This window comes from Streptomyces sp. NPDC003393, from assembly GCF_053589015.1.
The window spans coordinates 15,484-41,441 of sequence record NZ_JBSFRB010000026.1 but is presented as its reverse complement, the minus strand read 5'-3'; the positions used below and the strand labels follow the sequence as shown (position 1 = coordinate 41,441).

The window sequence follows — 25,958 nt, the reverse complement described above, 5'->3', positions numbered from 1 at the left end:
CCGGGACGATCAGCGCGCGGCATCGGACACCGTCCGCCGTCATCGGACGAGTTTCAGCTCGGTGATCTTGCGGGTCTTCAGGTCGGAGCGGACGTCGATCCCCGTCACCTGGGCGTCCCTGCGGTCGCCCCAGACGAGCGTCACCCTGCACGTGGCCTGCCCGGCACCCGCCCCGGTGTAGGCCACCCTCCATCGCACCGGCACGTTCTGGGCGAACAGAACCCCGTCCGCGTGCTCCCTGGCCTCGTAGGCGGCGACCTTCCGGCGGGCGCCGGCGGACAGGTAGAAGTCCTTCAGCGCCTTCAGGCTCGCGACGGCGGCCGGGTCCTCGCCGTCCCAGGCGGTGTCGATATAGGCACCGTAGAAGTCGGAGACCCGCTGGGTCACGGCGCGCGGGTCGCCCTGGGCCGCGGGCTCGGAGGCCGCACGGCCGCCGGTGGAGGAGTGGGTGGTGCCGGGCCCGGCCAGCGCCGGTGTCACGGCGCCCAGGCAGAGGGCCCCGGCCAGAACGGAGGCGGCGACGAGGCCGCGGCGGCTGCGCACACGCGTGGACATATGGGTGCTCCCCCAGCGGATGGCGGGCCGGGTGGTTCCCGGCCCTGGTGGGCAGGTCGGACACGGCTCGGCACACGCAGCTTCCGTAATGCCCCGGAAGGTGGCGCCTGTCCCGAAACGTGAAAAAGGGTTGTACTACATTTCGGCCGTCCGCGGGCCGGCGCGCATCCGCTGCGCGTCCCTTCGGCCCCTTCGTACGGCTTCTTTTCGTCCCTTCGGGTATGCCTCGTCGCCCCTTCGGCGGACACGCTTCCCGCCCGTCCCTCTCGATTGCGCGCGTGCGGCCCGGGAACTCGGCGAAGGCCGTACACCGATACGCCCACGCATCCACACCCCTTGGAGAGGACCATGAGTCTTCTGCGCCTGACCGGTCGGCCCCTGCTCGCCTCCATGTTCGTCTTCGGAGGGCTCAACACCGTCCGCAGGCCCCAGGACGTGGCCCCGCTCGCCGAACCCGTCGTACGACCGATCCAGGAGCGCGTGCCGGTGCTGCCGGAGCGCACCGAACATGTCGTGCGGCTGAGCGGCGCCGTACAGGTCACCGCGGGTGTCATGCTGGGCCTGGGGCGGCTGCCCCGGCTCAGCGCGCTGGCTCTCGCGGGCACGCTGGTGCCGACCACGCTCGCGGGGCACCGGTTCTGGGAGGTTGACGACACCGCCGAGCGCTCCCAGCAGCTCATCCACTGCCTGAAGAACCTCTCCATGCTCGGCGGCCTGCTGATCGCGGCGGACGACACCGGCGGTACACCCTCGATGCTGTGGCGCGGCAGGCGCACGGCCCGCGAACTCCAGCGGGAGGCGGGCCTGGTACGCCGCACCGTTCGTGCGACCGCGGGCCCGGCCGCCACGATCGGCGGCATCCGCGCCAAGCTGCCCGGTTGATCAGGGGACACGCCATGAACGGTCAAGGACGCTCCGCATCCTTCCTTCCGGGGCTCTCCGGGCAGAGCGGCTACACCCTGCTCGGGATCTACCTCAACGACCACCTGGCGGGCGCGACGGTGGGCGCCGAACGGGCCCGGCACCTCGCCACCGCCTGCCGGGGGTCCGAGCTCGGTGCCGCGGTGGCGCCGATCGCCACCGCGATCGGCGAGGACCGCAGGAGCCTGCTGGCCCTCATGCGGCGGCTGGAACTGCCGGTGCGGCGCTACAAGGTCTACGCCGGGCGGCTCGGCGAGCGGGCCGGGCGGCTGAAGAGCAACGGTTCCCTGCTCCGGCGCTCACCGCTGAGTTCCCTGCTGGAACTGGAGCTGCTGCAGATCGGCGTGCAGGGCAAGATCTGCGCCTGGGAGACGCTCCGGGCGCTCGCCGACCATGAGCGGCGCCTCGACCCGTTCCAGCTGGACGGGCTCCTGGAGCGGGGCCGGGAGCAACTGCGCACCATCGACGACCTGCGCGCGCGTCAGGCGGCCGAGACGTTCCGCGGCTGGTGACGGGGCTCCGCTCCGACATCACCCTCGCCCGCCGCCGTACACGTGGCTCGTCCGGCTCGCACCCGGCCGCCGCCCCACACCGTCACTCCCGTCCGCCGCACCGGCAGCCGCGGGCGGACTCTCCGGGGAGTCCCCGGGGGCGGCGGCGTGCGGTGCGGGACGGATCGCGGCGCCAGTCGAGGACGGCGATCGTCAGGGCCGCCAGCATGGCGACCAGGGCGGAGCCCACGGAGAGCGCCACCGCCTGCCGGAAGTCCTCCCCGCTCGCGCCGAGCACCAGGTAGAACAGGCCCGGAAGGGCGGCCGTACCCACGGCGCCACCCAGGCGCTGGCCGGTCTGGAGAGCACCCCCCGCCACCCCCGCCATCCGCACCGGCACCTCGCGCAGCGTCATCGTCACGTTCGGGGAGATCACGCAGCCACTGCCCAGTCCGCCGACGAACAGGCCGGGGGCGGCGAGCCACGCGACGACGTCCTGCGGTGCGAAGCGCAGCACCAGCGCCGTCGCGCCCAGCCCCGCCATCACCGCGACCAGCCCGCACACGGTCAGCAGCCGGCCCAGCCGCTCCACCAGCCACCCGGCCACCACCGCCGCGCCGGCCGAGCCGATCGCGAACGGCGTGACCGCGAGACCGGAGCGCAGCGGCTCGTAGCCCAGGCCTTCCTGGAAGAACAGGGCGAACACCAGCCACACCCCGCTGAAGCCCACGAAGTACAGCGTGCCCAGCGCCGTCCCCAGGGCGTAACCACGCGTCCCGGTGACCAGCCGGGGATCCAGCAGCGGCCGGCACTCCCGTGCCGCCACCCGCCGCTCCCAGAGCGCGAAGCAGGCCAGCAGCGCCAGGCCCACCGGGAACAGCCACCACAGCCGGTGCAGTCCGCCGCTCTCGGCGAACACCAGCGGCAGCATCCAGGCCAGCACCCCGGCGCCGAGCAGCGCCACGCCCGGCAGGTCGAGGCGTTCCCGGCGGCCCGGGGCGACACGGGGCAGGAACCGCAGCCCCAGCAGCAGCGCCACCGCGCCGACCGGCACATTGACGTAGAAGATCCAGCGCCAGCCCTGCGCGCCGTGCGCCAAGGCCAGGATCAGGCCGCCGGTGATCGGTCCTACGGCGCTGGAGACACCCACCGTGGCGCCGAAGAGCCCGAAGGCCCGGCCGCGTTCGGCGCCGCGGAACATCTGCTGGATCAGCGCCGAGTTCTGCGGGGCGAGACATCCCGCGCAGGCGCCCTGCGCGAGCCGGGCCACGACGAGCCAGGCGATCGTGGGCGCGGCGCCCGCCGCGGCGCTGCACACCACGAATCCGGCCAGGGCGCACAGGAAGATGCGACGTCTGCCCACCGCGTCACCCACCCGGCCCGCCGGCACCAGGACGAGGGCGAACGTGAGGGCGTATCCGGACACCACCCACTGCACCGAGGACGCCGAGGCGTGCAGGTCGCGCTGCATCGACGGCAGCGCCACGGCCACGATCGTCACATCCAGCAGGCTCATGAAGCCGGTCGTCAGGGTGACCCACAGGGCCTTCCAGCGTCCGGCGGCGGCCGTGCCCTCCGGGGCGTCGCCGCGGCGGCCCGGCCGCGAGTCCCTGTCCACGAACGCTCCTCCCGGTTGCGGCCGCGGCCCGCGTTCCGTCCCACACGTTCCGGCGTGCCGAAGTGGCGCGTTCCCCCGCAGGACGTGCCGTACGCCCTCGTCCAGGAGGAACGGACACGTCAGGGCGCCCGTCTGCGGGTGCCGCGGGGGTACGCCGCCGAGGGGAGAAATGAGCCGACCGGAGAAATAATGGGTGTGAGGTTTCCGGAGGGGGGTACACGCTGCGAAGCCCGTCGTGATCACGAGACGGTCACGGACAGGCGACACATCGGCTCAGAGGGAGGACACGCACGATGGCGGTGACTACAGAGGCCAAGGCGGCTCCGGCGGGGACCGGGCTGCCCGAGGTGGCCGACCCCGCGCACGTCGCGCCGAGTGACGCGCGGGCACTGTCGCGGCTGTTCTTCGACCGGCTGGCGACCCTGGAAGAGGGCACGCACGAGCATCAGTACGCCCGTAACACGCTGATCGAGATGAACATGTCCCTGGTGCGCTACGCGGCCGGCCGCTTCCGCAGCCGGGGCCCCCAGGAGATGGAGGACATCGTCCAGGTCGGCATGATCGGGCTGATCAAGGCGATCGACCGGTTCGAACTCGCCCGCGAGGTGGAGTTCACCTCCTTCGCCGTGCCCTACATCGTCGGCGAGATCAAGCGCTTCTTCCGGGACACCTCCTGGGCCGTGCACGTGCCGCGCCGGCTTCAGGAGGCGCGGGTGGAGCTCGCCCGGGCCACGGAGGAGCTCGGCAGCCGGCTGGGCCGCAGGCCCACCACGCAGGAGCTCGCGGAGCTGATGAACCTGCCCGAGCAGGAGGTCGTCGACGCGATGGTGGCCTCCAACGGCTACACCTCCGCCTCGCTGGACGCCGCCGTCGCCGGCAGCGAGGACGGCGAGAGCGTCCTGGCCGACTTCATCGGCACCGAGGACATGGCCATGGAACTCGTGGAGGACGTGCACAGCCTGGCCCCGCTCCTGGCGGACCTCGACGAGCGGGACCGGCAGATCATCCACATGCGGTTCGTCGAGGAGCTCACCCAGGCGCAGATCGGGGAACGGCTGGGCATCTCCCAGATGCATGTGTCCCGGCTGCTCAGCCGTCTGCTCGCCCGGCTGCGCCAGGGGCTGCTCGCCACGGGCTAGCGGAGACCTGGTTCGACCCGGACGACCTGACCGGGCCCGACCGGGCTCAACGCCCCGCGTGACTGCGGGGCCAGGGGCCGGACGCCGCCGTCCTGGGGAGGTGGGCGGTGTCCGGCCCCGTTCCGCGTGTGCGTCGAGCCGGGGCGAGGCCATGCGTCCGGGCCCCGCGGCAGTGTGTCCGGTCCTGCCGCGGCGCCGCCGCCCGGTCCTGCGGCGACGCCCATCACACCGCCTTTGCTGACCCATAACCGAGCCTTATGGCCCCATAGACCGGACCCGCGTACCAACTTAGGTTTGCCTCAGTTTAGGGTTGCCGTCGAGTCGCCTGTCACCGCTCGAAGGGAACCTGATCATGCCCCGCCCCCTGCGGGTAGCCATCGTCGGAGCCGGCCCCGCCGGTATCTACGCCGCCGACGCCCTGCTCAAGTCCGGCGTGGCCGCCGAGCCGGGCGTGTCCATCGACCTCTTCGAGCGGATGCCGGCGCCGTTCGGCCTGATCCGCTACGGCGTCGCCCCCGACCACCCCCGTATCAAGGGCATCGTCACGGCGCTGCACCAGGTGCTCGACAAACCGCAGATCCGGCTCATCGGCAACGTCGACTACCCGAACGACATCACCCTGGACGACCTGCGGGCGTTCTACGACGCCGTGATCTTCTCCACCGGCGCCACGGCCGACCGGGCGCTGCCCATACCCGGCATCGACCTCGACGGCTCCTACGGCGCCGCCGACTTCGTCTCCTGGTACGACGGCCACCCGGACGTGCCGCGCACCTGGCCGCTCGAGGCCGAGAAGGTCGCCGTGCTCGGGGTCGGCAACGTCGCCCTCGACGTGGCCCGGATCCTGGCGAAGACGGCCGACGAGCTGCTGCCGACCGAGATCCCGGCGAACGTGTACGAGGGCCTGAAGGCCAACAAGGCGCTGGAGATCCACGTGTTCGGCAGACGCGGTCCCGCGCAGGCGAAGTTCAGCCCGATGGAGCTGCGCGAGCTGGACCACTCCCCGAACATCGAGGTCGTCGTCGATCCCGAGGACATCGACTACGACGAGGGCTCCATCGCGACCCGGCGCGGCAACAAGCAGGCCGACATGGTCGCCAAGACCCTGGAGAACTGGGCGATCCGCGACGTCGGCGACCGGCCGCACAAGCTGTTCCTGCACTTCTTCGAGTCCCCGGCCGAGATCCTCGGCGAGGACGGCAGGGTGGCCGGTCTGCGCACCGAGCGCACGGAGCTGGACGGTACCGGCAACGTCAAGGGCACCGGCACCTTCAAGGACTGGGACGTCACCGCCGTCTACCGCGCCGTGGGCTACCTCTCCGACCCGCTGGCGAAGCTGCCGTGGGACGACGAGACGGGCACGGTTCCCGACAAGGGCGGCCGGATCATCTCCGAGAGCGGCGAGCAGGTGCAGTCGGCGTACGTCACCGGCTGGATCCGCCGCGGCCCGGTGGGCCTGATCGGCCACACCAAGGGCGACGCCAACGAGACGGTCGCCAACCTGCTCGAGGACTACGCGGCCGGGCGGCTGCACACCCCCGCCTCCCCCGGTCCGGAGGCCGTCGACGCCTTCCTGGCCGAGCGGAACGTGCGCTTCACCACCTGGGAGGGCTGGTACCGCCTCGACGCGGCGGAGAAGGCGCTGGGCGAGCCGCAGGGCCGTGAGCGGGTGAAGATCGTCGAGCGCGAGGAGATGCTCCGGGCGAGCGGGGCGTAGACCGCAGCCCGGATCCCCAGCGCGCGACCCGCGGCCGGGACGTCGCGGCCAGGTGGTGGGCCGCATACCGCGCACGGGGTGTGCGCGCCTCACCCGTCCACGCGCCCGCACACCTGTGTCGCCGGACGGTACCGCCGACCACAATGGTCGGCTGACGGGGCCCGCCCACCATCCGCATCGGGGCGTGCCCCGTCTGCGTCGGAGCGAGCAGTGGCTCCGTGCACGGACGAGCCGTACCTCGGTTCCGAGGTACGGCTCGTCCGACTGCTGCCCCTGGTGGCTGGGGCTCTCTTACTGGTTCAAGCACGTGTTCCCGGCGGCAGGGTTGAGCAGACTGAGCACGCCGATCGAGTTCCCGCACAGGTTCAGGCCGAGGTCGAGAGGGACCTGAATGACGTTGCCGGAGAGCAGGCCCGGACTGTTGGAGGCGGCGCCGCTCGCCGTGGCGTCGGCGGCAGCGGTGCCCGCGCCCGCCACCAGGGCCGCACCCGCCAGGACCGCGGCGGCCGTCATACGGATCCTCATGAGAACTCCTGTCGCTCGAAGTAGCAGGTGCCCCAACAGTGAGCGCGTCAACGGCCGCGGGACCATCACCCCACGGCCGAACGGAGTAGAAACCTCAGTCTCCCCGGGCGTCGGTTGGACCGATCGGGGAACCGGGTGTGCGGCCGCCCGGGCGACGTCGCAGGCAGATCAGGGCGTGCGCGTCAACGTCACGCCGTCTCGCTCGCGGCCCGACCGGCGCGTCGGAGGGGCCCAGCCGGGCCGATCATGATCCGCTCTGGTTGATACTGGTAAGCGCACGCATGCCGTCCCCGCTCGCAGATTGGCCCATGTCGAACTCCTCCTCCTCCCGTCCCGCGGCCCCGCCCACGGTGTGGTCGGCGCGCGGCCGCCACACCGGTCCCGGCGCGGCGGACGCCGTACGGCGCCACCTGGAGAAACTCAAGGCCGACGGCGTCATCCACAGTCACCTCGAACCCGACGACGCCGACACCTCCCGGGAACACGTCTTCGAGGCCCGCTGGCTCGCGCCCGACGAGGTGACGGTTCGCGCCCGGCTCGCCCTGTCGCCCCGCCGCGGCTCCGCCGAGGAGCAGGACTGGGTGCTGGTGGCGGAGGCGGAACGGGACTGGGACCCGCGCTGGCCGTCGCCCGCGACCATGTTCTGGCCGCGGCGGTCCGACGTCGGCTGGGACCGGGAGGCCGGCACCGGCCTGCGCCTGGGTGACGTCAACCCGCTCCCGGACGACGACAAGGAGCTCCGGCGTGTGCTGCGGCACGCGGTGCGCGACACCTGGTGCGTCCATGTCGTCGTGCACGAGGCCATGACCCCGGACGAGCGCGGCCGTGCGACGCTGCTGGGGCCGCTGCCGGAGGGCCTGCGGCACCGTGTCGTGGAGCACCGTGCCGCGCCGCACCGGCTCAGGGCCGTCAACTGGGTGCTGGACGACTTCGGCACCAGGGTGCCCCGCGGCGGCGCCGTCGTCCTGCCCGGCCACCCGGCCGCCCCCGGCTACGAGGCGCAGGAGTTCTCCGTGCGCAGCGTCTTCCTGGACGGCACCGAGCCGGCCGAACTGCTCCACGCGATCACGCGGTTCGCCGCGCTGCGCCGGCCCCTGCCGGACGGCGCCGACGACGCCCTGACCGCGCTGCGGGAGCAGTGGCACCTCAGGACGCTGGAGGAGGAACTCGCCCACACCCGTGAGCTGGTGGCCATGTACGCCGAGGCCCTGGAGGCGATGACGAAGTCGCGGGACCTGTACCGCGAGGCGGCCGAACGGGCGCACGAAACCCTGGCCGCCCTCCGCGAGGCCGGGGCCGAGGGCGTGCCCCCCGCGCGCAGGCCCGCCCGCGTGGCCACGGGCTCCCCGTTCCGGCAACTGGCGCGCGGCCTGGAGCGGCTCAGGGGTTCGGCCCTGTCGCCGCGCCCGGGTACGCTCCCGGTGCGGGAGGACGCCGGGGACGCGGCACCCGCGCCCGGCCCCTCGGACCTCCACGGCGGAACCTGACACCAGCCGGTGCGCCCGGGCCCACCCACGCCGAGGACGTCACGGGGACGCTCACGCCGGGGACGTCACAGGGCGGGCTCAGCCGGAGGGCCGCGGCGCCGGATGCCGCTCGGCCACGTGCACCATGAGCAGCAGGGAGAGCGCTGCCAGCGAGGCCAGGGACGCACACACCGCGGTGAGCCCGGCGCTCACCGGCGGCGCCACAGTGATCGCCAGCGCCCGGGTCAACTCCGCCGACGCGAACCGGCCTTCGACGTACCCGAGTGCGGCCAGGACGCCCGGCACCACCGCTCCCGCGACCAGCACCACCACCCCGGGCCGCACGGCGAGCGCGAGGGCGAGCGCCGCGCACAGCAGCGAGACCGCGAGGGCCATGCCGTAGACGTAGACGGGCACCCCCTCGCGACGCAGCGGGAAGTGGGCCGCGCCGCACACCACGAGCGCCGCCGCGGCCAGCCAGCTGGGCCAGAACGCCAGCCGGCCCTTCCACCCGCCGGACCGCCGCGTGCCGCTGTCCGTCACTTCGTCCTCGGGCGCGTCCGGCGCTTCCGCGTGGCCGCCGGATCCGATCGTCCCGGTCATCGGCTCCTCGCCGGGCGGCGCCGGCGCGTGACCGGCACCGCAGGGCCGCGCGAAGCCCCGGTCGCGGGCGAGCCGGCCGATGAGTTCCACGAGGTCGTCCGCGCTGCGGGCGTCGGCCGCCGCCCGGACCGCTTCCCGGCCGCAGTGCGGTAGTTGAGGCTCCTGGTGCAACAGGGTCACCAGCCGGGTGACGTCCTCGACACAACGGTGTTCGACCGCGGCGCGGATCGTGTCGTCGGCGCTGTCGACCGGAGACGGCGGCCGGGTGAGCTCGGCGACCAGCCGGGCCACGTCCTCCACGGGTCGGTCCACCGCGGCCGCGCGCAGCACCGGGCCGGCGGCGTCCGCCTCCTCCGGCGACTCCCGGAGGAGGGTGACGAGCCGGGCGACCTCCTCCACGCTCCGGTCGCCGACGGCGGCCCGCATCAGCCCGCGGGCCGCATCGCCGTCCGCGCCGCCACCGGAACCCTCGCCGCCGCCCGCCGTCCGGCCGGGCGGTCCGGCCCAGGAGACCTCCTCGGTGAAGGAGATGACGGACTGGTCCGACTGGGGTGGTGAAGGGCGGGTGGTCATCTGGGCTCCAGGGGACGGGTGCGGCCGCTCCTGCACCCCCGAAGTGCGGCACGCGACTTACCCTGACCATTACAGAAGGCCGCTCCGCCCGTTCGCCACCCGGGTGCGCCGGCGGGGTGAGCCGGCCGCACGGCAGGCACACGGGGGCGCGGCCGCCGCCGTGACTACTCTCCGTAAGGAAACCATTCACTCGTTCGATTCGTATAAGTCTCCGGGAACCCAAACGAAGTCAGCGGGACAAGCGACGCCGCAAGGACGACCACCGCTTGATCGCGGCTGCACCGACAGGGGAGAGACGATGCAACCGTTCGCGCTCAACTACGCACGTCCGGCCGTGGAATGCGAGGCCACCACGCCGTACGTCTACGACTCGGGAATGCAGCTGAACCTGCTCCTCGACGGCCGGATCGCCGCCTGCGACCACGCGCTGCTGAGGGAGTTGGGCACCACGACCTCCACGGCGGGCTCCAAGACGCACTTCGACGACTGATCACGGCCGGCGACGATGACCGTACTCATCCTCACCGGCGAGGAGGACGTGACGGCGGACATGGTGGTGGTGCACCTGAACGCCTCCTCGGTCCCGGTGGTCCGGCTGGATCCGGCGGATCTGACCGCGGGCGTCGCCCTCTCGGGCGAATATGTGCACGGCTCGTTCCGCGGTCATCTGTCGGCCGGGGGGCGGCTGGTGAGCGTGAGCGGCCTGCGGTCCGTCTGGGTGCGCCGGCCGGGAGTCCCGGCGGCCCGGGCGCCCGAGCCCTCGGCCTGGCTCACCGAGGAGGCGTCACAGGCGCTCTACGGCATGCTGCGGGGCAGCGGGGCGCGCTGGATGAACCATCCCGACGCGGCACTGCGGGCCCGGCACAAGCCGTGGCAGCTGCGGCTGGCGCAGCGCTGCGGCCTGCCGGTGCCGGCCACGCTCATCACGACCTTTCCGCAGGTCGCCCGGGAGTTCGCCGACCGATTCCCGGATCTGGTGGTCAAGCCGGTCTCCGGCGCGCATCCGCAGGATCCGCCGAGGGCCGTCCCGGCCAGCCGGGTCGCACCGGACACGGACTTCGCGGCGGTGGCCTACGGCCCCACCCTGCTGCAACGGCGGATCGCCAAGCGGGCCGACATCCGGCTGACCGCGGTCGGCGAGACGCTGCTGGCCGCCCGCAAGGCGACCCCGGCGGACGCGGACCCGGACCAGGTGGACGTCCGCTTCGCCCCCTCCACCACCGCGTGGCTGCCGGTGGAGGTTCCGCCGCGTGTGGCGGCGACCGTGCGCCGCTATCTGAAGGAGGCAGAACTGGCTTACGGAGCCTTCGACTTCGCCGAGGACGCCGACGGCACCTGGTGGTTCCTGGAGTGCAACCAGTCAGGTCAGTTCGGGTTCGTCGAGGTGGAGGCCGGCCTGCCCATCGCCCGCGCCATCGCCGAGTGGCTGGCCCGCTCCCTCCCGGGGGAGCCCGGGTGTGCCGACGACCGGCGCACCGTCGCCCCTTGACCGGCGGCGGTGCGCCGTGACGGCACGCAGTGCCATGAGGGATGGCGGCGCCCCCGGACCTTCGTCCGAAACGTCACACGGCCAGGGACAGGCCGTCCGCTCCGTCGGTGTCCGTGGGGCTCTGCGTCGCCCGGCCCGCGTCCAGCAGCAGCGCGTCTGCCCGGGCGATGGCCTCGTCGACGCTGGTGGCGCCCATCATGACGCACAACGTGTAGGTGACGTCCTCCAGCTCCCGAGCCGTCTCGGCCCGTTCCCTCTCCGCCTGAGCGATCTTCAGCGATGCGTACCGAGTCAGCAACGTCCTGACGACCTTCGGGTCCGGAACCAGCACGGAGCGCCCCTCTCTCGAATTTTTCCTGCGTATGCCCCAGGCACGCCGTGCCATGCATACCGGCCGCCAAGCGGCCCATGATTGTCCGGATTCCATCGATTTTCGGTGGATCAACACTGGAGCGACGCCGGTGGCCCGTCGGCCGTCATCGGCGGTGGTCCCCGGACGTGCCGCGCGCCGTGGCGCGCCGCTCCCCCGCGGTCAGGCCGCCCCAGACGCCGTCGTACTCGCTGTGGCGCAGGGCGAAGGCCCGGCACTCGCGCAGCACGGGGCACCGTCGGCACACCGCGCGGGCCTCCTCCGTCTGCCGCAGCGAGGCAACGCCGTTCCCGAGCGGGAAGAACAGCTCGGGGTCCTCGAAGCGGCACGCCCCGCGCTCGCGCCAGTTCATGGCCACTTCTCCGTAGCACCGCACGGGGCGCGGAACGCATGGAGCGGCGCGCGGCTCACTCGCGCACCGCGCTCGATTCCTTGGGTGAAGCTCACCGGGGCCTCCGCTGAACACTCGGCCGCACATGTCCGGGCAGCTCCCGTCCACGGCGTCTCGGCGCCGCACGACCCGGCAGAGGTATCCGCAATATAGGTGCTTTGAGGGCCTTCGGCCAAGATTGGGTCAACGGCGCGCAGCAGGAAGGCAGAAGAACAGGTCGTCACAAGCCGCTCAGGGCGCACGGCTTGCGGCGGCGACGGCGGTCCGGCGAGGAATCTCCGCGCCCGCCCGGGGCCCGGCCACCAGGGCGGCCCGGCCACCAGGGCGCACGGCGCGATGCCGGCCGGGTGCCGACGAGGGGATACCGGCGCCCGCTCAGTCGGCGAGGGCGTCGGCGAGCTCGCCGGACACCCGGGTGATCTCCCGGTCCTGTTCCGCCAGCAGCCTTCGCAGGGCTCCGCGTCGGGCCCGGACGGCCTGCCGCGCCCTGCGCTCCCACACCACGGGGTTCTCACGGTGGTTGAGGAGTTTTGGATAGACGGCGGCGACGGACTCCCACTGGCGGGCGTCGGCGATGTTCTTGAGCAGCTTGATGATCTGCGCCCGGCAGGTCACGTGCGGCAGCTGGGCGAGCTCCCACAGGAACGGGACCGTGGCGGCGGTCGCCTGCTCCACGACGAAGCCGTACTGGCAGATACGGGCACGCAGGTCCTCCAGTGCGGCCCGGGCGGTGTCCGCGTCACCGCGGGCCACACTGCGCAGCAGTTGAGGGATGGCGTTCGCGGGTCCGGTGGAGTCCCTGATCTCGCTCCAGGGCACCTGCCCGAGTGCCGCCAGGGGCGTGGTCGCGGCCACGCCCGTCGGGGTCGTCGCGCGGTCGGTGCGCTGTGTGCTCGGCTGCTCCGTCGGTGCGGTGCGCATGGCGTCGGGCCTTTCCGCGGCGGGCGTACGGGGGGGAGGTCGGTCAGTGGGGCGGCCGGGTCGGCAACCTGGCCCAGACGGTCTTGCCGTCCGGCGGTCTCGGGGTCCAGCCCCATTCCTCCGCCAGGGCGTCGACGAGGCCCAGGCCCCGGCCGTGCTCCGTCAGACCGGGACCGGCCGGGTGGTCGGGCACGGGGCGGCTGCCGCAGGGGTCGGAGACGGTGAGCACCAGTTGGGCGCCGTCGAGGGCGAGCCCGAGCCAGACCTCCCTGCGGCCTTCAGGGGCGAACGGCACCGCGTGCTTCGCGGCGTTGGCCGCGAGCTCGGTGACGACGACGGCGGCATCGTCGCCGCAGTGGTCGAGCGACCAGCCGGACAGCGTCCGGCGCGTGAAGGCGCGGGCACGGGCGAAGCCCTCCCGGCAGCACTCGATGCGCAGCGCGGCGGCCGCGAGCGCGCCGGTGACCGCGTCCGGCTCCCGGCCGGACGGGGTGCCCGGCGGAGCAGCCCGCAGGTCTCGCGCCGGACCGTCGGCGCCGGCCGATGCGACCAGCCCGACCGCCCACGGCGCTGCCATGGTCGGCGCGCCGGGCGTTCCGAGCTGCGGACTCGCGGGTGAAGGCACGGCATCTCCCTGATGCGACGTCACCGTGTGGCGTCGACCGGGGGGTTGACGCCACGGCTATTATCCACGCTGAAAGCGTCCGCGTGCAATTGCACGCGAAATTTCTCGTGAAAGTGCTCGGCGACGGAGGGGCCCGCTGGGACGCGGCCGGCGGCCCGGGCACGCCTCACGGCGGAACGTGAACAGCAAGGAGAATGTGGTGTCACCAGTGCGCAACGGAGTGCGGGCCAGTTCCCTCGACACCCGCTGGATCAAAAGCAGGCACAGCAACGCCGAGGGCAACTGCGTGGAGGTCGCCGCCCTCGTCGGCGGGGACATCGCACTGCGCAACTCCCGCGACCCCGACGGCCCCGCCCTGGTCTACACGCCGGCCGAGGTGGCCGCGTTCCTGGCGGGCGCCAAGGACGGCGAGTTCGACCACCTGCTGTGAGCCGCACCCCGCACGCGACGAAGCGGAAGGGGTGTAACGACTTACGCTGACGGATGCGCTCCGCAGTTGAGCGGTGCGATAGTGTAAACCTCAAGTCTGCCGGTCCACTGGGGAGTCAGGATGTCAGCCGAGCCGCATCGCCTCTCCCGCCTCGAACCGTATCTGGACCGGTCAGAGCCGGCCCCGACGCTTTTGAAGATGCTGGTCGGCGTCCAGCTGGCGGGTTTCCGCGAGGACGCGGGTCTGTCGCAGGAGCAGGCGGCACGCGCACTGGGGTTCAGTGCCGCCAAGCTCTCCCGCATAGAGTCGGGCAAGGGACGTCGCCCTCCGGCCGAGGCCGACGTCCACGCCCTGCTGCGGCTGTACGAGACCGACGACTACGAGTCCTCCGTCCTGGTCAAGCTGCTGCGGCGGGCGGGCGAGCCCGGCTGGTGGCAGCGCTACGACAAGCGGCTGATGCCCGAGTGGTTCGACCGCCTGGTCGGGCTCCAGGAGGCGGCCGCGGCGATCCGCACCTTCGAGATCCAGTACGTGCCCGGTCTGCTCCAGACCCCGGCGTACACCCGAGCCGTGGTGGAACGCGGGCTGCCGACCGCGTCCGCCGGCGAGGTGCAGCGACGCGTCGAACTGCGCACCAGGCGCGCCGAGTTGGTCACCCGCAAGGACGCGCCCCAGCTGTGGGCGATCATCGACGAGTCGGTGCTGCTGCGCATGCTGGGCAGCCGGGAGGTCATGCGCGACCAGCTGGCCCACCTCGTCGAGATGGCCCAGCGCACCAATGTGACCTTGCAAGTCGTGCCGTTGGACGTGACGAACGCGTCCGCGCCCAACGTCCCGATCACCTATCTCCGGTTCGGTGGGCTCGACCTGCCCGACGTCGTCTACCTCGAGCACATCCGGAGCGCCAACTTCCTCGAGGACCGGGACGAGACGGAGGAGTACCGGATCGCGCTCGACCGGCTGGCCGACGAGGCGCTCACGCCCTCGGAGTCCCTGGCGTTGCTGCACAAGACGATGAAGGATCGCTACGCGACACCCTGATCACATCATCGTCCGCCGTACGAGCGGCGCACTCGGTACGCACGCCCCTGCCCCACCGCTGTCGGTGGCCCGGAGGGGCGTCGCCGTCCGCGTCGACCTCGGCCCACCCGGGAATCGATCGAGGGGCTCGATCTAGCGAATCAGGCCCAGGCCGCCGAACTCCACCCATTCATGGGTGAGCTGACGTGGTGCCACCTCGGTGTCCGGTCGCCAGGTGGACACCTCCACCAGGCCCGGTTCGAGGATCTCCAGACCCTCGAACCACTGGTGGACGTCCTTCTCCTGGCGCACCCGGCCCCAGTGGCCCTGCGTGACCTGGTCCATGAAGTCGGTGACGAAAGCGCGGACCTCGGGGTCCTCGCTCACCAGTTGGCACATGAGCATGATGCTGCCGGGCGCGAGGTGCGAGCGGACCCGCTCGATCACCGCGAGCGGGCCGTCGGTGTCGCTGTCCGGGATGCAGTGGAACACCGAGTTGAACAGCACGGCGACCGGCTGCGAGAAGTCGATCAGCCGCTTGGTGTCCGGGTGCGCAAGGATCTCGTCGGTGCTGCGCATGTCGGCGTGGACGACCGCGGTGCGCTCGTCCTGCTGCAACAGGGCGCGGCCGTGGACCAGCACCATCGGGTCGTTGTCGACGTACACCACGCGCGTGTCGGGGGAGATCCGCTGGGCGACCTGGTGGACGTTGTCCTGGGTGGGCAGGCCGGAGCCGTGGTCGAGGAACTGCCGGACGCCGTACTCCTCGGCGATCACCCTGACGGCCCGCTGGAGGAAGCGGCGGTTGTTCAGGGCGAGCCGGCGCGTGCTGGGGACGACCTTGTCGAGTTCCTCGCACGCGGCACGGTCCGCCGCGTAGTTGTCCTTGCCGCCCAGGTAGTGGTCGTACATACGCGCGGCCGTCGGCACGTTCTCGTCGATCTTCGTTGACAGCTGGTTCTCCGTAGGCATCGATCCCCCAGATTCGCCGAATCCACCGCGCCAACTGGGCCGGTCCGACAGAGAGTACATCGTACGGACGCCGTGTTCGGCCGAACCAGTCCACGAACGAACGACAGCACGGAACATGCGCCCGAACTGCCCGATCATCACGAACTCTTCACTTCGAGGGGTCTCCAGCGGGTTGCTCGACCGACCCTTTTTCGAACGGACTTGCGGCACACGGCCCGCCGGGCGTTCCGGCGACTGTGACACGCTCTGTCACGACAGACCAGGAGCGGGGCGGACCCGGTTCCGTCCGCTCGTTCGACAGCACGGAGAGACAACGGCATGCGCATAGGACTGCTCGGCACCGGCCCCTGGGCCCGTATGGTCCACGCTCCCGCCCTGAGCGGGCACGGCGAACTGGAGTTCGCCGGCATCTGGGGACGGCGGGCGGACGCCGCCAAGGAACTGGCCGGACGCCATGGCACCCGCGCCTACGACGACGTGGACGCCCTGCTGGCCGACGTGGACGCGGTCGCGGTCGCCCTCCCGCCGGACGTGCAGGCCGATCTGGCCGCGCGTGCCGCGCGCGCCGGTTGCCATCTGCTGCTGGACAAGCCGCTGGCCGCGACGGTGGACCAGGCCCGTGCCGTGGTCGAGGCGGCCCGGGAGGCTCAGGTGGCCTCGGTGGTCTTCTTCACCACGCGCTTCCAGACCGGGCCGGCGTCCTGGATCGCGTCGCAGGCGGAACGGGACGGCTGGTTCACGGCGCGGGCGCACTGGCTGGGCGCGGTGTTCACCGGTGACAGCCCGTTCGCCGACTCGCCGTGGCGGCGCGAGAAGGGTGCCCTGTGGGACGTGGGCCCGCACGCGTTGTCGGTGCTGCTGCCGGTGCTCGGCGACGTTCACCGGGTCTCGGCCGCCGCGCACGGGCCCGGGGACACCGTGCACCTGGTCCTCGACCACGCCGGCGGCGCCTCGAGCGCGGTGACCCTGAGCCTCACCGCGCCGCCTGCCGCGGCGGGGGCCGCCGTGGAACTGCGGGGCGCGGCCGGCGTGACCACCCTTCCCGAGAGCTCCGAGGAGGCGGTCGCCGCCTTCGCGCGGGCGGCCGACGCGCTGCTCGCCGCCGCGCGCACCGGCCGCCCGCATCCGTGCGACGCCGTGTTCGGCCTGCGGGTCACGGAGATCCTCGCGACGGCGGAGTCGCTGCTGGCACGCTGAGGAGCGGTGGCGGAAGGCCGAGCGGGTGGGCGGGTGCCCATGCCGGGTCAAGGAGCCCTCGAGCGCGCGTCGCTCGGCCCCCGACCGCAATCCCCAGGCAGCACGGATCCGAGCACGTTGGGCCGGCAGGGTGTACGGCTTCGCCTTCGACGACGTGGCGGACTGCGCCTCCTGCATCCAGGACACGGCCCCCACGGGCGTCCGCCTCACCCTTACCCCTTTCTGGATGTCACCCGGAAATCTCGACATGCGGGTGGGGTGGGGGCGTAGCAGCGTGGTGGTGTGGTGAAGCTGCCTGTTCCGGCGGCGCGGGATCCGCATCGGCGAGGCTGGTTGCGGGGCGCGCCGCCGCCTCGCTGGGTGCGGTCGCTGCCGCTCGTGCTGATCGTCGTCGTGGGCGCGGCCACGCTGGTGAGCCCGAACCCGATCGACATCGGCTTCCTGCTGGGTGCGATCCCGCCCCTGGCCGTGATGTCGTACGGCCCGCTGGCGACCGCGCTGCTGGGCTGCGTGGTCGTGGCCCTGCTCACTGTGCCGATCTTCGGGCTGAACCACCCGGGCGACACCGATCTGGAGACGATCGCCTTCGTCGCCGCGCTGAGTGTGTTCCTGTCCTATGTGCGCTGCCGCCGGGACGCGCAGCTGAGCATGGAGCGCATGGTCGCCGAGGCCGCGCAGCGGGCCGTCGTACCGGCGGTGCCCGAGCGGGTCGGTGCGGTGCGCTGCGCGGGCCTGTACCGGGCCGCGCAGCTCGGCACGCTGGTGGGCGGGGACTTCTTCGACGTGCGCCGGTGCCCCGCAGGCGGGGTACGGGCGGTCATGGGCGATGTGCAGGGACACGGCCTGGCGGCGGTGGCCACGGTCGCCGCGCTGATGGGGAGCTTCCGGGAGGCGGTGCTCGACCGGCCGGACCTCACGGCGGTCGCCGCCGCCCTGGACCGCCGGCTGATGGTGGACGCGGCGGAGAAGAGGAACACGGACCTGTTCGCGACCGCCGTGCTGCTGGAGTTCTCCGGCGACGCGCGGTCCGTGCGGATGGTGACGTGCGGCCATCCGCCCCCGGTCCTGCTGCGGGACGGGAAGGCCACGGAGATCGAGCTCGTGCCGTGGACACCCCTGGGTCTGGGCCTGTCCGAAGGGGTGCCGCAGCAGGACGGGCCGGTCCTGGCGCTGCGGCCGGGCGACATGTTGTTCCTGGCCTCGGACGGGGTGACCGAGGCCAGGGACGCCCATGGCGCGTTCTACCCCCTCCTGGACCGCCTGCCCGGCCTCGCCGACCGGGACCCGGCCGTTCTCGCCGGTCATGTGCTCGCCGATCTCCTGGCGCACAGCGGCACACTCGACGACGACGTGACGATGCTGGTCCTGACCACCTGCCCGCCGGACGCTCCCTGACCGGAGCGGTCCGGCCGGCGGCGGAGCCGGAAGTCGCTCGGCCGACGGCGTCGGGACCGACGGCTCGGACGTCGGGACCGACGGCTCAAGCGACGGGACCCGGACCGACCGGCTCAGGCGACAGCGGCGCAGCCCGCGGCGCAGAGCTCGCCGTGTCCGGGAGTGGTGCAGCCCGCGACGGGCCGCGACGGCGCCGGGCGCCGCGCCGCCGGCACGGTGGCGCCGATCGTGACCGGCAGCACCTCGGCCGCGCGCTCCGCGGCGGCACGGCGGGTGCGGCGGTCGCGCAGGAGGACGCCGGTGCCGATGGAGCCGGCGATGAGGACACCGCCGATCACCAGGGCGCCCCTCGCCCCCGCGGTCTGCATCAGCAGACCCAGCAGCGGCGGGCCGACCAGGCTCCACCCGGTGCTCGTGGTGCGCCACACACCCAGGACCCGGCCGCGCATGTGCGGCGGCGGATCGGTCTGCAGGACCGTCGTGCCGGCGGTGTCCGAGACGGACTCCACCACGGCCATCGGGGCGACGATCAGCAGCAGGACCCACAGGGTGGGAGACAGGCCGGCGGCGATCTGGAGCACCGCTCCGGCCGCGGCGAGGGATCCCACCAGGCGCACGGAGGGGCTGCGCAGGCGTCCGGCGAGCACTGCCCCCGCGACACCGCCCACGGCCAGCACGCTGGAGACCGTGCCGAAGGCCCCGGCGGCGCCGCCGAGCGGTCCGGTGACCAGCACGGCCAGGGTCAGGCCGTAGTTCCGGCCGAAGACGCTGCTGAGCGCGGTGATGCCGGCCAGGGCCACGAGCCGCGGGCGGCGCAGGAAGAAGCCGAGGCCCTCGCGCGCTCCGGTGCCCCGACGCGCGGGTGACGCGGCGCCCGCGTCCCGCCGGGACTCCGCGGCCGTCCGCTTCCGCCGCGGCGCCGCGGCCGGCGCCTGCCCGGCCTCGGGGTGCGGGCGCAGGAAGGGGATCACCGCGGCGACGGCCAGGAAGGACACTCCGTTGGCGGCGTACGCCGCTCCGGTTCCCCACAGGCCGATCACGACGCCGGCCAGCGCGGTCCCGCCCACGCGGCCGGCCCCGCTCACCACCGAGCCCAGGGCGATCGAGGACGGCACGTCCTTGGGGGGCACGAGATCGTTGCCGAGCAGCGCGCAGGCGGGCGCGTCGACGGTGGCGATCAGTCCGGTGACGGCGGCGAGCACCATCAGGACCGGCACCGTCAGGTGGTCGGTGGCGACCAGCCCGGCGGTCAGGAGGCCGACCACCGCGAGCAGGGCCTGGCTCACCGAGGCGGTGAGCCGGCGTGGCCAGGCGTCGACGGCGGCGCCGCCGAGGAGGCCGAGCAGCAGCCCGGGCGCGGCCTGCGCGGACAGGGACAGGCCGGTCGCCGCGGCGGACCCCGTGAGGTGGAGCACCAGCAGGTTCTGCGCGGTCAGCTGCATCCAGGTGCCGGCGTTGGACACCAGGTTGGCGGCCGACCACCAGCGCATGCTGTGGTGGCGCAGCGCACGCCACGGGGCGCGGTCCTCGCCGTCCGCCGCCCGGCGGCCCGGGCGGCGGAACGAGGGCAGGAGCACGCGGCGCGACGCGCTCGGGTGCTGGGGGGAAGAAGCAGTGGTGGAAGAAGCCACAGGAAGACGTTCTCTGTAGGAGACCAGACCGGACGACTTGGCGTGCTGTGGCGCCAGAGGCGGCTCGACGGTGAGACGTGGCCGGGCACAGCGGTTGCCCATCTTGACCCAGGGCAGGGGACAGTCGACGATCACACCGCTTGCCGGTGGCCGATGGATGCATCAACCGGCGCCCCGGGCAGGGGAGTTCGCGGTGCGGTGGTGTTCCTCACAGGCCGCGCCGCGGAGAGAGACCTGGAACACACCGCCGCACGGGACACGGCACCGCTGTGACACACGTCCCCGCATCCGGTGGCGGCCGGACCGTCGCAGTGGAGGCCGGACCGTGTCCGGGTGGAGGCCGGACCGGTCCCCCGCTCCGGTCCCGCCTCCGCGGTGTCGAACCTACGTCGCTCTCCGCAGCCGTCGACATCGCGCCGGTGCCCTCTCGGCAGGCCGAAGGGCTCACCCGTGCACAACCGAGTCCTCTATGCCCTCGTTTGCGCACGGCACGTCCGCGCGGCGCTCATCCGGGCCCGTCGAGGTGGGGCGGTTCCAGGTCGCCCACCGCGAGATGGGCCAGCACGACCTCGTACAGGTCGCTGCCGCTGTCGAGGAGCCGCCGTTCCAGCACGGGCTCCGCACCCCGGACGTGCTCCCGCACCGTCTGCGCGTGCACACCGAGCAGCCGTGCGGCGCGCTCGGCGTTGCCACCGGCGGCGATCCAGACGCGCAGGGTGCCGCGCAGGTCCCGTGAGTCCGCCGCCAGCCGTCCCAGCAGCTCGTGCGCCCAGGTGCGCAGCGCCGGCCCGGCGAGCAGATCACCGAGGCGCACGGCATGGTCCCTCGGCGCGGGCCGGGCGGCGGTCTCGTCGTGGAGGGCCGCCTGGGCGTTGAGGGCCAGGTGGACGGCGGCCCGGACGGGCAGCGCGGAGAGGTCGGCGCCGAGCAGCCGCTCCAGCCGCTCCATCCGGGCGCGTACGGTGTTGCGGCTCACCCCGAGGATCCGCGCCGCGCTGACCGCGGTGAACTCCAGCCCCAGCCGCGCCGTGGCGATCAGCTCGGCCCCGGTGTGGTGGGGCAGGACGTCCAGCGGCCGCAGCAGCCGGTCCGCCCAGGCCCGCAGCGCCCCGGGGTCCATCAGGCGCTCCGGGTGGGTGCGCTCGGCGTAGACGGCCGTGCCGTCCGGCTGGAACCGGGCCAGGGCGAGGGCGCTGACCGCCTGGCCGTACGCCGTCGCGGTCCGCGCGAGGCTGTGCCGGGTGCTGCCGCCGAGGAAGGTGTCCGGACGCCCGCCGACCAGCGAGCGCAGCACGGGGCCGGTGGTCTCGGCGGGGGCGATCACGATCACATGGCCGTCCACCGCCGGGCAGCGCACGACCAGTGCTTTTCCGCCCGTGACGTCCAGGCAGTCGGCGGCGAGCCGCTCGCGCTCCTCGCGGTGCGTCTCCAGGACGTAGACGTGCGCGGTGTCGGTGTCGAGGAGGCCGGGCCACGGGCCGGCGGCCACCCGGCGGGCCGAGACGATGTCCTCCACCATCAGCAGTTGCAGGACCGCCAGGCGCAGAGCGGACGTCGCCTCCCTCAGCCGGCGCCCGGCCTCGCCGCTCTCGTGGGCACGCAGCAGCAGCTCGACCACTCCCGCCGTGTGGCTGAGCATGTCGGCGGCCTCCCGGTCGAAGGGCGCGGCGCGGGAGACGGCCAGCGCACCGGCCGGAGGTGAGTGCGGATCGCCCACGCGCACCACGCGCAGGTGGCGTCCCTCGTCCTCCAGTGCCGCGGAGGCGAACCGGCCGGCGGCGACGTCCGCGACCAGTTCCTCCGGCAGGGACCGACCGGCGAGGAGTGCGCCGCTGCCGTCGAGGAGGCAGGCCGTGCCGTGCACGGCGTCGCCGAGCCAGGCCACGACCTTGCGCACGTCCCGGCCGGCCGGCCGCAGCTGGCCGAGGAGTTCCTCGGCCCATGCCGTGCGGCGGCCCTCTCGCCCGCCTGCCGTGGCGGCCTCGTCCTCCTGGCCGGCCATGTCGGCCCCTTCCCCTCTCTCCGTGTCCGCGTGCGCCGCGCTGACCTCGGCGTTTCGCTCAGGGACGTTACCAGCGGCCTTGGCCGGCCGTCCGGGCCGAACACGGTGAGGCACCTGTGGACGGCGGAGCGTGCGGAAGAGGGAGGGGGCTTCGCCGGCGCTGCACGGGGGAGGTGAGCGGCCGGCGAAGCCGCACGCCCGGGACCGGGGGGCAGCTCCGAGCGGTGTACAGCTCTGGTTCCCCGGTACGGGCCGTCCAAGCACGCGAAGTTGACGTCGTTTCGGCGTGTCGCACGTGCCGTCGGCCCACGGGCAGCGAGGCAGGCAGGGGACGCGGGCGCGGGCGCGGAAGCAGGTCCGGCGCGGACACGGCGCGCTGAGCGGTCGGGCACGCGGTCTGCGCGGCGCCGGCCGGCTGTACGGCATAAGCTCGACGGATGGCGAAGTACTTCGACGTGCACCCGGACAACCCCCAGCCACGCGCCATCCGCCAGGTCGCCGACGGCGTGCGCGAAGGGGCGTTGATCGCGTATCCGACCGACTCCTGTTATGCCCTCGGCTGCCGGCTGGGCAGCCGCGACGGCATCGATCGGATCCGCGCGATCCGACATCTGGACGACCGGCACCACTTCACGCTGGTGTGCCAGGACTTCGCCCAGCTCGGCCAGTTCGTCCGCATCGACAACGACGTGTTCCGTGCGATCAAGGCCTCCACGCCCGGCAGTTACACCTTCATCCTGCCCGCCACGCGTGAGGTGCCGCGCATGTTGCAGCACCCGAAGAAGAAGACGGTCGGAGTGCGCATCCCCGACCATGTCGTCGCCCAGGCGCTCCTCGCGGAACTCGGCGAACCGCTGCTGTCCAGCACCCTGCTGCTGCCCGACGAGGACGAGCCGCTGACCCAGGGCTGGGAGATCAAGGACCGGCTCGACCATGTGCTGGACGCGGTGGTCGACTCGGGCGACTGCGGCACCGAGCCGACCACGGTCATCGACTTCTCCGGCGGCGAGGCGGAGATCGTGCGGCGCGGAGCGGGCGACACCTCACGGTTCGAGTGAGATCACGGCCACGGCCGCGGGGCCGGCCGCGGGTGCGCGCCGAGTGCTGCGGCGGCCCCGTGCCCGGCCCGGCCGGCCCCCTCGGCCGGAGGTCACGGCGTGTCATCGGGCCACGCCGGCGGAGGAGTTCGGCCCGAAGCGGCGGGTGCGCTGATCACGGGTCCCCCCTCCTCGGCGCTGCCACGGCGTTGTTACGGTGCACCGCGTGTCTGACTCCTCACGCGATACCGTCGAAGGCGCCGGCTGGAGCACAGCCGAGCGCGGCACCTATCGGGAACTCATGCCCGCCCGGGCCGAGAAGCTGTCCTGGCTGAACCCCCGGACGCTGTGGGCCGCGCGCAACGGCGTGGTCGCGTCCTGGTTCGGGGACCCCACGGGCCGTACCCGGAGCCGCTGGGTGGCCCAGCGGGCCGCGGCCGGAGCGCCGGCGGACAAGGTGATCCGGCGCACGGAGGCGGACCGCTTCTCCTTCATGGTCGTCGGGGACACCGGCGAGGGCGACGCTTCCCAGTACGCCGTGGTGCCCGGCTTCCTGAGGGCCTCCGCGGGCACGTCGTTCGCGGTGATAGCCAGCGACGTGAACTATCCGGTCGGCAGCACGGACGAGTACGGCACGAAGTTCTTCCGGCCCTACCGGGACTACCCGGCGCCGATCTACGCGGTCCCCGGCAACCACGACTGGTACGAGGACCTCGGCGGCTTCATGCGGGTCTTCTGCGACGACGCCCCGCCGCTCGCCCCGGAGCCGAGGCCCCGCCCGCTGAGCCGCGCCTGGTGGCGTGCGCTGCTGTGGCACCGGCCGCGGCCGGTGGACGAGCGGCGCCTGGCCGACGCGCGGAAGCTGCGTTCCGCGCCGGGTCAGCAGGCCGTCCAGCCGGGGCCGTACTGGGCGATCGACGCGGGGCCGGTGCGGATCGTCGGCATCGACACCGGTCTGCTCGGCACCGTCGACGCCGAGCAGGGCGCCTGGCTGCGCGAGGTGTCCCAGGGGCCCCGGCCGAAGATCCTCATCACCGGCTCGCCCCTGTACGTGGACGGTGAGCACCATCCCTGCCCGATCGAGGGCGGCGGCACCGTCGACGACATCGTCCGCGCCCCGGAACACCACTACGTGGCGGCGATAGGCGGCGACATCCACAACTACCAGCGCTACCCGGTCGACGTGGACGGTCGCACCGTCCAGTACGTGGTCTCCGGTGGCGGCGGCGCGTTCATGCACGCCACCCACACCATCCCGCGCGTGTCGGTCGCGAACGTCACGGAGGCGGACTTCCGTTGCTATCCGCTCCGCGGCGACTCCCTCTCCTTCTACAGCAGGCTCTACGGCCGCCGGCTGCGCATGCCCCGCCTGTTCACCATCGGCGAGGACGAGGGCATGGCCGTGGTCGCCGAACGGCTCGGCATCCCCCCGACCCGCGCGCAGGGCGGCCCCGTACGGGTCACCCGGCGGGTGCGCCTGATCGCGAGCCTGCTGGGCACCGGCCGGCGCCCGGACCGCAGGGTCCGCTTCCGCCTGCCGGTCCGCACGCTCTACACCCGGCTGTTCTCGCCCGGTTCGGCCACGTACAGCCCGCCGTTCTTCAAGTCGTTCCTGCGCCTGGACGTCACCCCGGAGGCGGTCCGGCTGCGCTGCTTCGCCGCGACCGGCAACCTGGCCCAGGAGCTCGACCCGCCGGTCGAGGACGAGGTGACCATTCCGTTGTGCTGAGCGGCGCGGGGCGGTTTGTCACCAGCGGCCCGGCTCGCTTCCGGTGATCGGCTCGGAGGCCCTTCCGTCCACCCCGACCGGCACCTCCCCCGAGAGCATCACCCGGTGCATGATCCGGGGAAAGCCGAGGTGGGCGTTGTCGCCGGGGGCCAGGTGGATGGTGGCCCTGTTGTCCCAGAAGGCCACGCTGCCCGGCTCCCACCGGAACCTGACCGTGTACTCGGGCCGGACCGCCTGCTCCAGCAGCATCTGCAGGATCGCGGAGCTCTCGGCGCGGGAGAGGCCCTCGATCTGTTCGACGTAGTACCCGTTGACGAACAGCACCCGCTCCCCCGTCTCCGGGTGGACGCGCACCAGCGGGTGCACGGTGGCGACCTGACGGTCCAGCAGGTGCCGGACGTACGCGTCGTCGCCGGGCCGCGGCTGGTAGCCGACCCCGAGGCGGTGTTCGGCGCGCAGCCCGTCGACGAAGGCGCGGACCGGGGCCGACAGGCCCGCGTAGGCGGCGGCCAGGTTGGACCAGGTGGTGTCGCCGCCGTAGGGCGGGACGGTCTCGGCACGCAGGATCGTCGCGGCGGGCGGGTCGACGCGGGGGCCGTGGTCGCAGTGCCAGCCGCGCAGCAGTGTGTGCCGACGCCGCTGGAGCCACTCCTCGTGGTCCATGCCGAACCGCCCGCCCAGCTCCAGCCGGTCGGCGGTCGTCTCCACCTCGGGGACGTCCGGCGGTGACGCGCCGCCCCGCTTCGGCAGCACCACGGGCTCACCGAAGCGGCGGGCGAACGCCACGTGGGCGGCGTGGTCCAGCCGCTGTCCGCGGAAGAACACCACCTTCCAGCGCAGTACCGCCGCCCGGATCAGCGCGACCACGGCGTCCTCGAGGTCCGCGGCGAGATCCACTCCGGTGATCTCGGCGCCGATGTGCCCGGCGACCGGGTTCACCTCGACGCCCTCGACCGCCCCGGTGCCGTCGGTCCCCGTGCTGCCCCGAGTGTCCTCGGCGCCCCGCGCGCCCGTTCCGCCCGTGCCCGTCGCCGTCATCTGCGCTCCGATGGTCGCCCGTCAGGTTCCACGGAGATCGTGGCAGGCTTTCCCGCGGGCGGCGACAGGGCCGCCGCGGCGGGAACTCCCGTAGCGCGTGTCG

25 protein-coding genes are annotated in these 25,958 nt (G+C 73.1%); 13 read left to right on the top strand and 12 right to left on the bottom strand.

The features are described from left to right. Positions 1–39: 39 nt before the first annotated feature. A complete protein-coding gene (locus ACWDUZ_RS23785) occupies positions 40–555 on the bottom strand; it encodes a hypothetical protein (protein ID WP_451633806.1) in 516 nt (171 codons plus the stop codon). Between the two features lie 348 nt (positions 556–903). Here ACWDUZ_RS23785 and ACWDUZ_RS23780 point away from each other — a divergent pair, with 348 nt between their 5' ends. Both ACWDUZ_RS23780 and ACWDUZ_RS23775 read left to right on the top strand, forming a co-directional pair. Further along, positions 904–1,437, top strand: coding sequence for a DoxX family protein (locus tag ACWDUZ_RS23780; protein ID WP_451633805.1), 534 nt, complete (start codon positions 904–906; stop codon positions 1,435–1,437). Between the two features lie 14 nt (positions 1,438–1,451). Continuing rightward, complete coding sequence (locus tag ACWDUZ_RS23775) at positions 1,452–1,988, top strand: hypothetical protein (RefSeq protein ID WP_451633804.1); 537 nt, start codon at positions 1,452–1,454, stop codon at positions 1,986–1,988. Positions 1,989–2,070: 82 nt separating this feature from the next. Here the strand turns inward: ACWDUZ_RS23775 and ACWDUZ_RS23770 are convergent, their stop codons facing one another. Further along, positions 2,071–3,585: an MFS transporter gene (locus tag ACWDUZ_RS23770; RefSeq protein ID WP_451633803.1), complete on the bottom strand. Its 1,515-nt coding sequence runs from the start codon at positions 3,583–3,585 to the stop codon at positions 2,071–2,073. Positions 3,586–3,878: 293 nt separating this feature from the next. Between ACWDUZ_RS23770 and ACWDUZ_RS23765 the strand changes: the two genes are divergently transcribed. Both ACWDUZ_RS23765 and ACWDUZ_RS23760 read left to right on the top strand, forming a co-directional pair. Continuing rightward, on the top strand, positions 3,879–4,724 hold the full coding sequence (locus ACWDUZ_RS23765; RefSeq protein ID WP_451633802.1) for an RNA polymerase sigma factor SigF: 846 nt from the start codon (positions 3,879–3,881) through the stop codon (positions 4,722–4,724). 352 nt (positions 4,725–5,076) lie between these two features. Next, positions 5,077–6,441 (top strand): FAD-dependent oxidoreductase, encoded by a 1,365-nt coding sequence (locus tag ACWDUZ_RS23760; protein ID WP_451633801.1) that lies wholly within the window; start codon positions 5,077–5,079, stop codon positions 6,439–6,441. Positions 6,442–6,732: 291 nt separating this feature from the next. Here the strand turns inward: ACWDUZ_RS23760 and ACWDUZ_RS23755 are convergent, their stop codons facing one another. Next, positions 6,733–6,966 carry a chaplin gene (locus tag ACWDUZ_RS23755; RefSeq protein WP_451633800.1) on the bottom strand — a complete coding sequence of 78 codons (234 nt, stop codon included), beginning with the start codon at positions 6,964–6,966 and terminating at the stop codon, positions 6,733–6,735. A gap of 308 nt (positions 6,967–7,274) precedes the next feature. On the opposite strand from ACWDUZ_RS23755, the gene ACWDUZ_RS23750 reads away from it, so the two are divergent. After that, positions 7,275–8,453 (top strand): hypothetical protein, encoded by a 1,179-nt coding sequence (locus tag ACWDUZ_RS23750; protein ID WP_451633799.1) that lies wholly within the window; start codon positions 7,275–7,277, stop codon positions 8,451–8,453. A 78-nt stretch (positions 8,454–8,531) separates the two neighbouring features. Here ACWDUZ_RS23750 and ACWDUZ_RS23745 read toward each other — a convergent pair whose 3' ends face one another. Further along, positions 8,532–9,608 carry a hypothetical protein gene (locus tag ACWDUZ_RS23745; protein ID WP_451633798.1) on the bottom strand — a complete coding sequence of 359 codons (1,077 nt, stop codon included), beginning with the start codon at positions 9,606–9,608 and terminating at the stop codon, positions 8,532–8,534. A gap of 298 nt (positions 9,609–9,906) precedes the next feature. Between ACWDUZ_RS23745 and tgmA the strand changes: the two genes are divergently transcribed. Next, the gene (tgmA, locus tag ACWDUZ_RS23740) at positions 9,907–10,098 is read left to right on the top strand and encodes a putative ATP-grasp-modified RiPP (RefSeq protein ID WP_451633797.1); all 192 of its coding nucleotides are present in this window, start codon (positions 9,907–9,909) and stop codon (positions 10,096–10,098) included. Positions 10,099–10,113: 15 nt separating this feature from the next. Next, entirely contained in the window at positions 10,114–11,097 is a 984-nt protein-coding gene (gene tgmB / locus ACWDUZ_RS23735) for an ATP-grasp ribosomal peptide maturase (protein ID WP_451633796.1), read from the top strand. A 73-nt stretch (positions 11,098–11,170) separates the two neighbouring features. Here tgmB and ACWDUZ_RS23730 read toward each other — a convergent pair whose 3' ends face one another. The 4 genes from ACWDUZ_RS23730 to ACWDUZ_RS23715 form a co-directional block, all read right to left on the bottom strand. Continuing rightward, entirely contained in the window at positions 11,171–11,428 is a 258-nt protein-coding gene (locus ACWDUZ_RS23730) for a DUF5133 domain-containing protein (RefSeq protein ID WP_451633795.1), read from the bottom strand. 145 nt (positions 11,429–11,573) lie between these two features. After that, the gene (locus ACWDUZ_RS23725) at positions 11,574–11,819 is read right to left on the bottom strand and encodes a WhiB family transcriptional regulator (protein ID WP_451633794.1); all 246 of its coding nucleotides are present in this window, start codon (positions 11,817–11,819) and stop codon (positions 11,574–11,576) included. A 414-nt stretch (positions 11,820–12,233) separates the two neighbouring features. Further along, on the bottom strand, positions 12,234–12,779 hold the full coding sequence (locus tag ACWDUZ_RS23720) for a hypothetical protein (protein ID WP_451633793.1): 546 nt from the start codon (positions 12,777–12,779) through the stop codon (positions 12,234–12,236). Between the two features lie 43 nt (positions 12,780–12,822). Further along, positions 12,823–13,404, bottom strand: coding sequence for an ATP-binding protein (locus ACWDUZ_RS23715; RefSeq protein ID WP_451633792.1), 582 nt, complete (start codon positions 13,402–13,404; stop codon positions 12,823–12,825). A gap of 199 nt (positions 13,405–13,603) precedes the next feature. Here ACWDUZ_RS23715 and ACWDUZ_RS23710 point away from each other — a divergent pair, with 199 nt between their 5' ends. Together ACWDUZ_RS23710 and ACWDUZ_RS23705 are read left to right on the top strand one after the other, a co-directional pair. Then, positions 13,604–13,834 carry a DUF397 domain-containing protein gene (locus ACWDUZ_RS23710; RefSeq protein ID WP_451633791.1) on the top strand — a complete coding sequence of 77 codons (231 nt, stop codon included), beginning with the start codon at positions 13,604–13,606 and terminating at the stop codon, positions 13,832–13,834. A gap of 120 nt (positions 13,835–13,954) precedes the next feature. Continuing rightward, positions 13,955–14,875 carry a helix-turn-helix domain-containing protein gene (locus ACWDUZ_RS23705; RefSeq protein ID WP_451633790.1) on the top strand — a complete coding sequence of 307 codons (921 nt, stop codon included), beginning with the start codon at positions 13,955–13,957 and terminating at the stop codon, positions 14,873–14,875. A 132-nt stretch (positions 14,876–15,007) separates the two neighbouring features. Here ACWDUZ_RS23705 and ACWDUZ_RS23700 read toward each other — a convergent pair whose 3' ends face one another. Further along, positions 15,008–15,826 carry an SAM-dependent methyltransferase gene (locus ACWDUZ_RS23700; protein ID WP_451633789.1) on the bottom strand — a complete coding sequence of 273 codons (819 nt, stop codon included), beginning with the start codon at positions 15,824–15,826 and terminating at the stop codon, positions 15,008–15,010. 318 nt (positions 15,827–16,144) lie between these two features. On the opposite strand from ACWDUZ_RS23700, the gene ACWDUZ_RS23695 reads away from it, so the two are divergent. Next, a complete protein-coding gene (locus tag ACWDUZ_RS23695; RefSeq protein ID WP_451633788.1) occupies positions 16,145–17,023 on the top strand; it encodes a Gfo/Idh/MocA family protein in 879 nt (292 codons plus the stop codon). Positions 17,024–17,305: 282 nt separating this feature from the next. Further along, positions 17,306–18,418, top strand: a complete 1,113-nt coding sequence (locus ACWDUZ_RS23690) for a PP2C family protein-serine/threonine phosphatase (protein WP_451633787.1) — start codon at positions 17,306–17,308, stop codon at positions 18,416–18,418. Positions 18,419–18,531: 113 nt separating this feature from the next. Here ACWDUZ_RS23690 and ACWDUZ_RS23685 read toward each other — a convergent pair whose 3' ends face one another. Beyond that, the gene (locus ACWDUZ_RS23685; protein WP_451633860.1) at positions 18,532–19,908 is read right to left on the bottom strand and encodes an MFS transporter; all 1,377 of its coding nucleotides are present in this window, start codon (positions 19,906–19,908) and stop codon (positions 18,532–18,534) included. Between the two features lie 646 nt (positions 19,909–20,554). Next, positions 20,555–22,051: a helix-turn-helix domain-containing protein gene (locus ACWDUZ_RS23680; RefSeq protein WP_451633786.1), complete on the bottom strand. Its 1,497-nt coding sequence runs from the start codon at positions 22,049–22,051 to the stop codon at positions 20,555–20,557. A 437-nt stretch (positions 22,052–22,488) separates the two neighbouring features. Here ACWDUZ_RS23680 and ACWDUZ_RS23675 point away from each other — a divergent pair, with 437 nt between their 5' ends. Together ACWDUZ_RS23675 and ACWDUZ_RS23670 are read left to right on the top strand one after the other, a co-directional pair. Continuing rightward, a complete protein-coding gene (locus ACWDUZ_RS23675) occupies positions 22,489–23,109 on the top strand; it encodes an L-threonylcarbamoyladenylate synthase (protein WP_451633785.1) in 621 nt (206 codons plus the stop codon). Between the two features lie 205 nt (positions 23,110–23,314). Then, a complete protein-coding gene (locus tag ACWDUZ_RS23670; RefSeq protein ID WP_451633784.1) occupies positions 23,315–24,817 on the top strand; it encodes a metallophosphoesterase family protein in 1,503 nt (500 codons plus the stop codon). 18 nt (positions 24,818–24,835) lie between these two features. Here ACWDUZ_RS23670 and ACWDUZ_RS23665 read toward each other — a convergent pair whose 3' ends face one another. Beyond that, complete coding sequence (locus ACWDUZ_RS23665) at positions 24,836–25,855, bottom strand: TauD/TfdA dioxygenase family protein (protein WP_451633783.1); 1,020 nt, start codon at positions 25,853–25,855, stop codon at positions 24,836–24,838. Positions 25,856–25,958 lie beyond the last annotated feature (103 nt).

Bases quoted from the DNA above. Each gene is read 5' to 3' on its own strand.
- ACWDUZ_RS23785 (WP_451633806.1), bottom strand. From the start codon at position 555: ATGTCCACGCGTGTGCGCAGCCGCCGCGGCCTCGTCGCCGCCTCCGTT.
- ACWDUZ_RS23780 (WP_451633805.1), top strand. From the start codon at position 904: ATGAGTCTTCTGCGCCTGACCGGTCGGCCCCTGCTCGCCTCCATGTTC.
- ACWDUZ_RS23775 (WP_451633804.1), top strand. From the start codon at position 1,452: ATGAACGGTCAAGGACGCTCCGCATCCTTCCTTCCGGGGCTCTCCGGG.
- ACWDUZ_RS23765 (WP_451633802.1), top strand. From the start codon at position 3,879: ATGGCGGTGACTACAGAGGCCAAGGCGGCTCCGGCGGGGACCGGGCTG.
- ACWDUZ_RS23760 (WP_451633801.1), top strand. From the start codon at position 5,077: ATGCCCCGCCCCCTGCGGGTAGCCATCGTCGGAGCCGGCCCCGCCGGT.
- ACWDUZ_RS23755 (WP_451633800.1), bottom strand. From the start codon at position 6,966: ATGAGGATCCGTATGACGGCCGCCGCGGTCCTGGCGGGTGCGGCCCTG.
- ACWDUZ_RS23750 (WP_451633799.1), top strand. From the start codon at position 7,275: ATGTCGAACTCCTCCTCCTCCCGTCCCGCGGCCCCGCCCACGGTGTGG.
- ACWDUZ_RS23745 (WP_451633798.1), bottom strand. From the start codon at position 9,608: ATGACCACCCGCCCTTCACCACCCCAGTCGGACCAGTCCGTCATCTCC.
- tgmA (WP_451633797.1), top strand. From the start codon at position 9,907: ATGCAACCGTTCGCGCTCAACTACGCACGTCCGGCCGTGGAATGCGAG.
- tgmB (WP_451633796.1), top strand. From the start codon at position 10,114: ATGACCGTACTCATCCTCACCGGCGAGGAGGACGTGACGGCGGACATG.
- ACWDUZ_RS23725 (WP_451633794.1), bottom strand. From the start codon at position 11,819: ATGAACTGGCGCGAGCGCGGGGCGTGCCGCTTCGAGGACCCCGAGCTG.
- ACWDUZ_RS23720 (WP_451633793.1), bottom strand. From the start codon at position 12,779: ATGCGCACCGCACCGACGGAGCAGCCGAGCACACAGCGCACCGACCGC.
- ACWDUZ_RS23705 (WP_451633790.1), top strand. From the start codon at position 13,955: ATGTCAGCCGAGCCGCATCGCCTCTCCCGCCTCGAACCGTATCTGGAC.
- ACWDUZ_RS23700 (WP_451633789.1), bottom strand. From the start codon at position 15,826: ATGCCTACGGAGAACCAGCTGTCAACGAAGATCGACGAGAACGTGCCG.
- ACWDUZ_RS23695 (WP_451633788.1), top strand. From the start codon at position 16,145: ATGCGCATAGGACTGCTCGGCACCGGCCCCTGGGCCCGTATGGTCCAC.
- ACWDUZ_RS23685 (WP_451633860.1), bottom strand. From the start codon at position 19,908: ATGCGCTGGTGGTCGGCCGCCAACCTGGTGTCCAACGCCGGCACCTGG.
- ACWDUZ_RS23680 (WP_451633786.1), bottom strand. From the start codon at position 22,051: ATGGCCGGCCAGGAGGACGAGGCCGCCACGGCAGGCGGGCGAGAGGGC.
- ACWDUZ_RS23675 (WP_451633785.1), top strand. From the start codon at position 22,489: ATGGCGAAGTACTTCGACGTGCACCCGGACAACCCCCAGCCACGCGCC.
- ACWDUZ_RS23665 (WP_451633783.1), bottom strand. From the start codon at position 25,855: ATGACGGCGACGGGCACGGGCGGAACGGGCGCGCGGGGCGCCGAGGAC.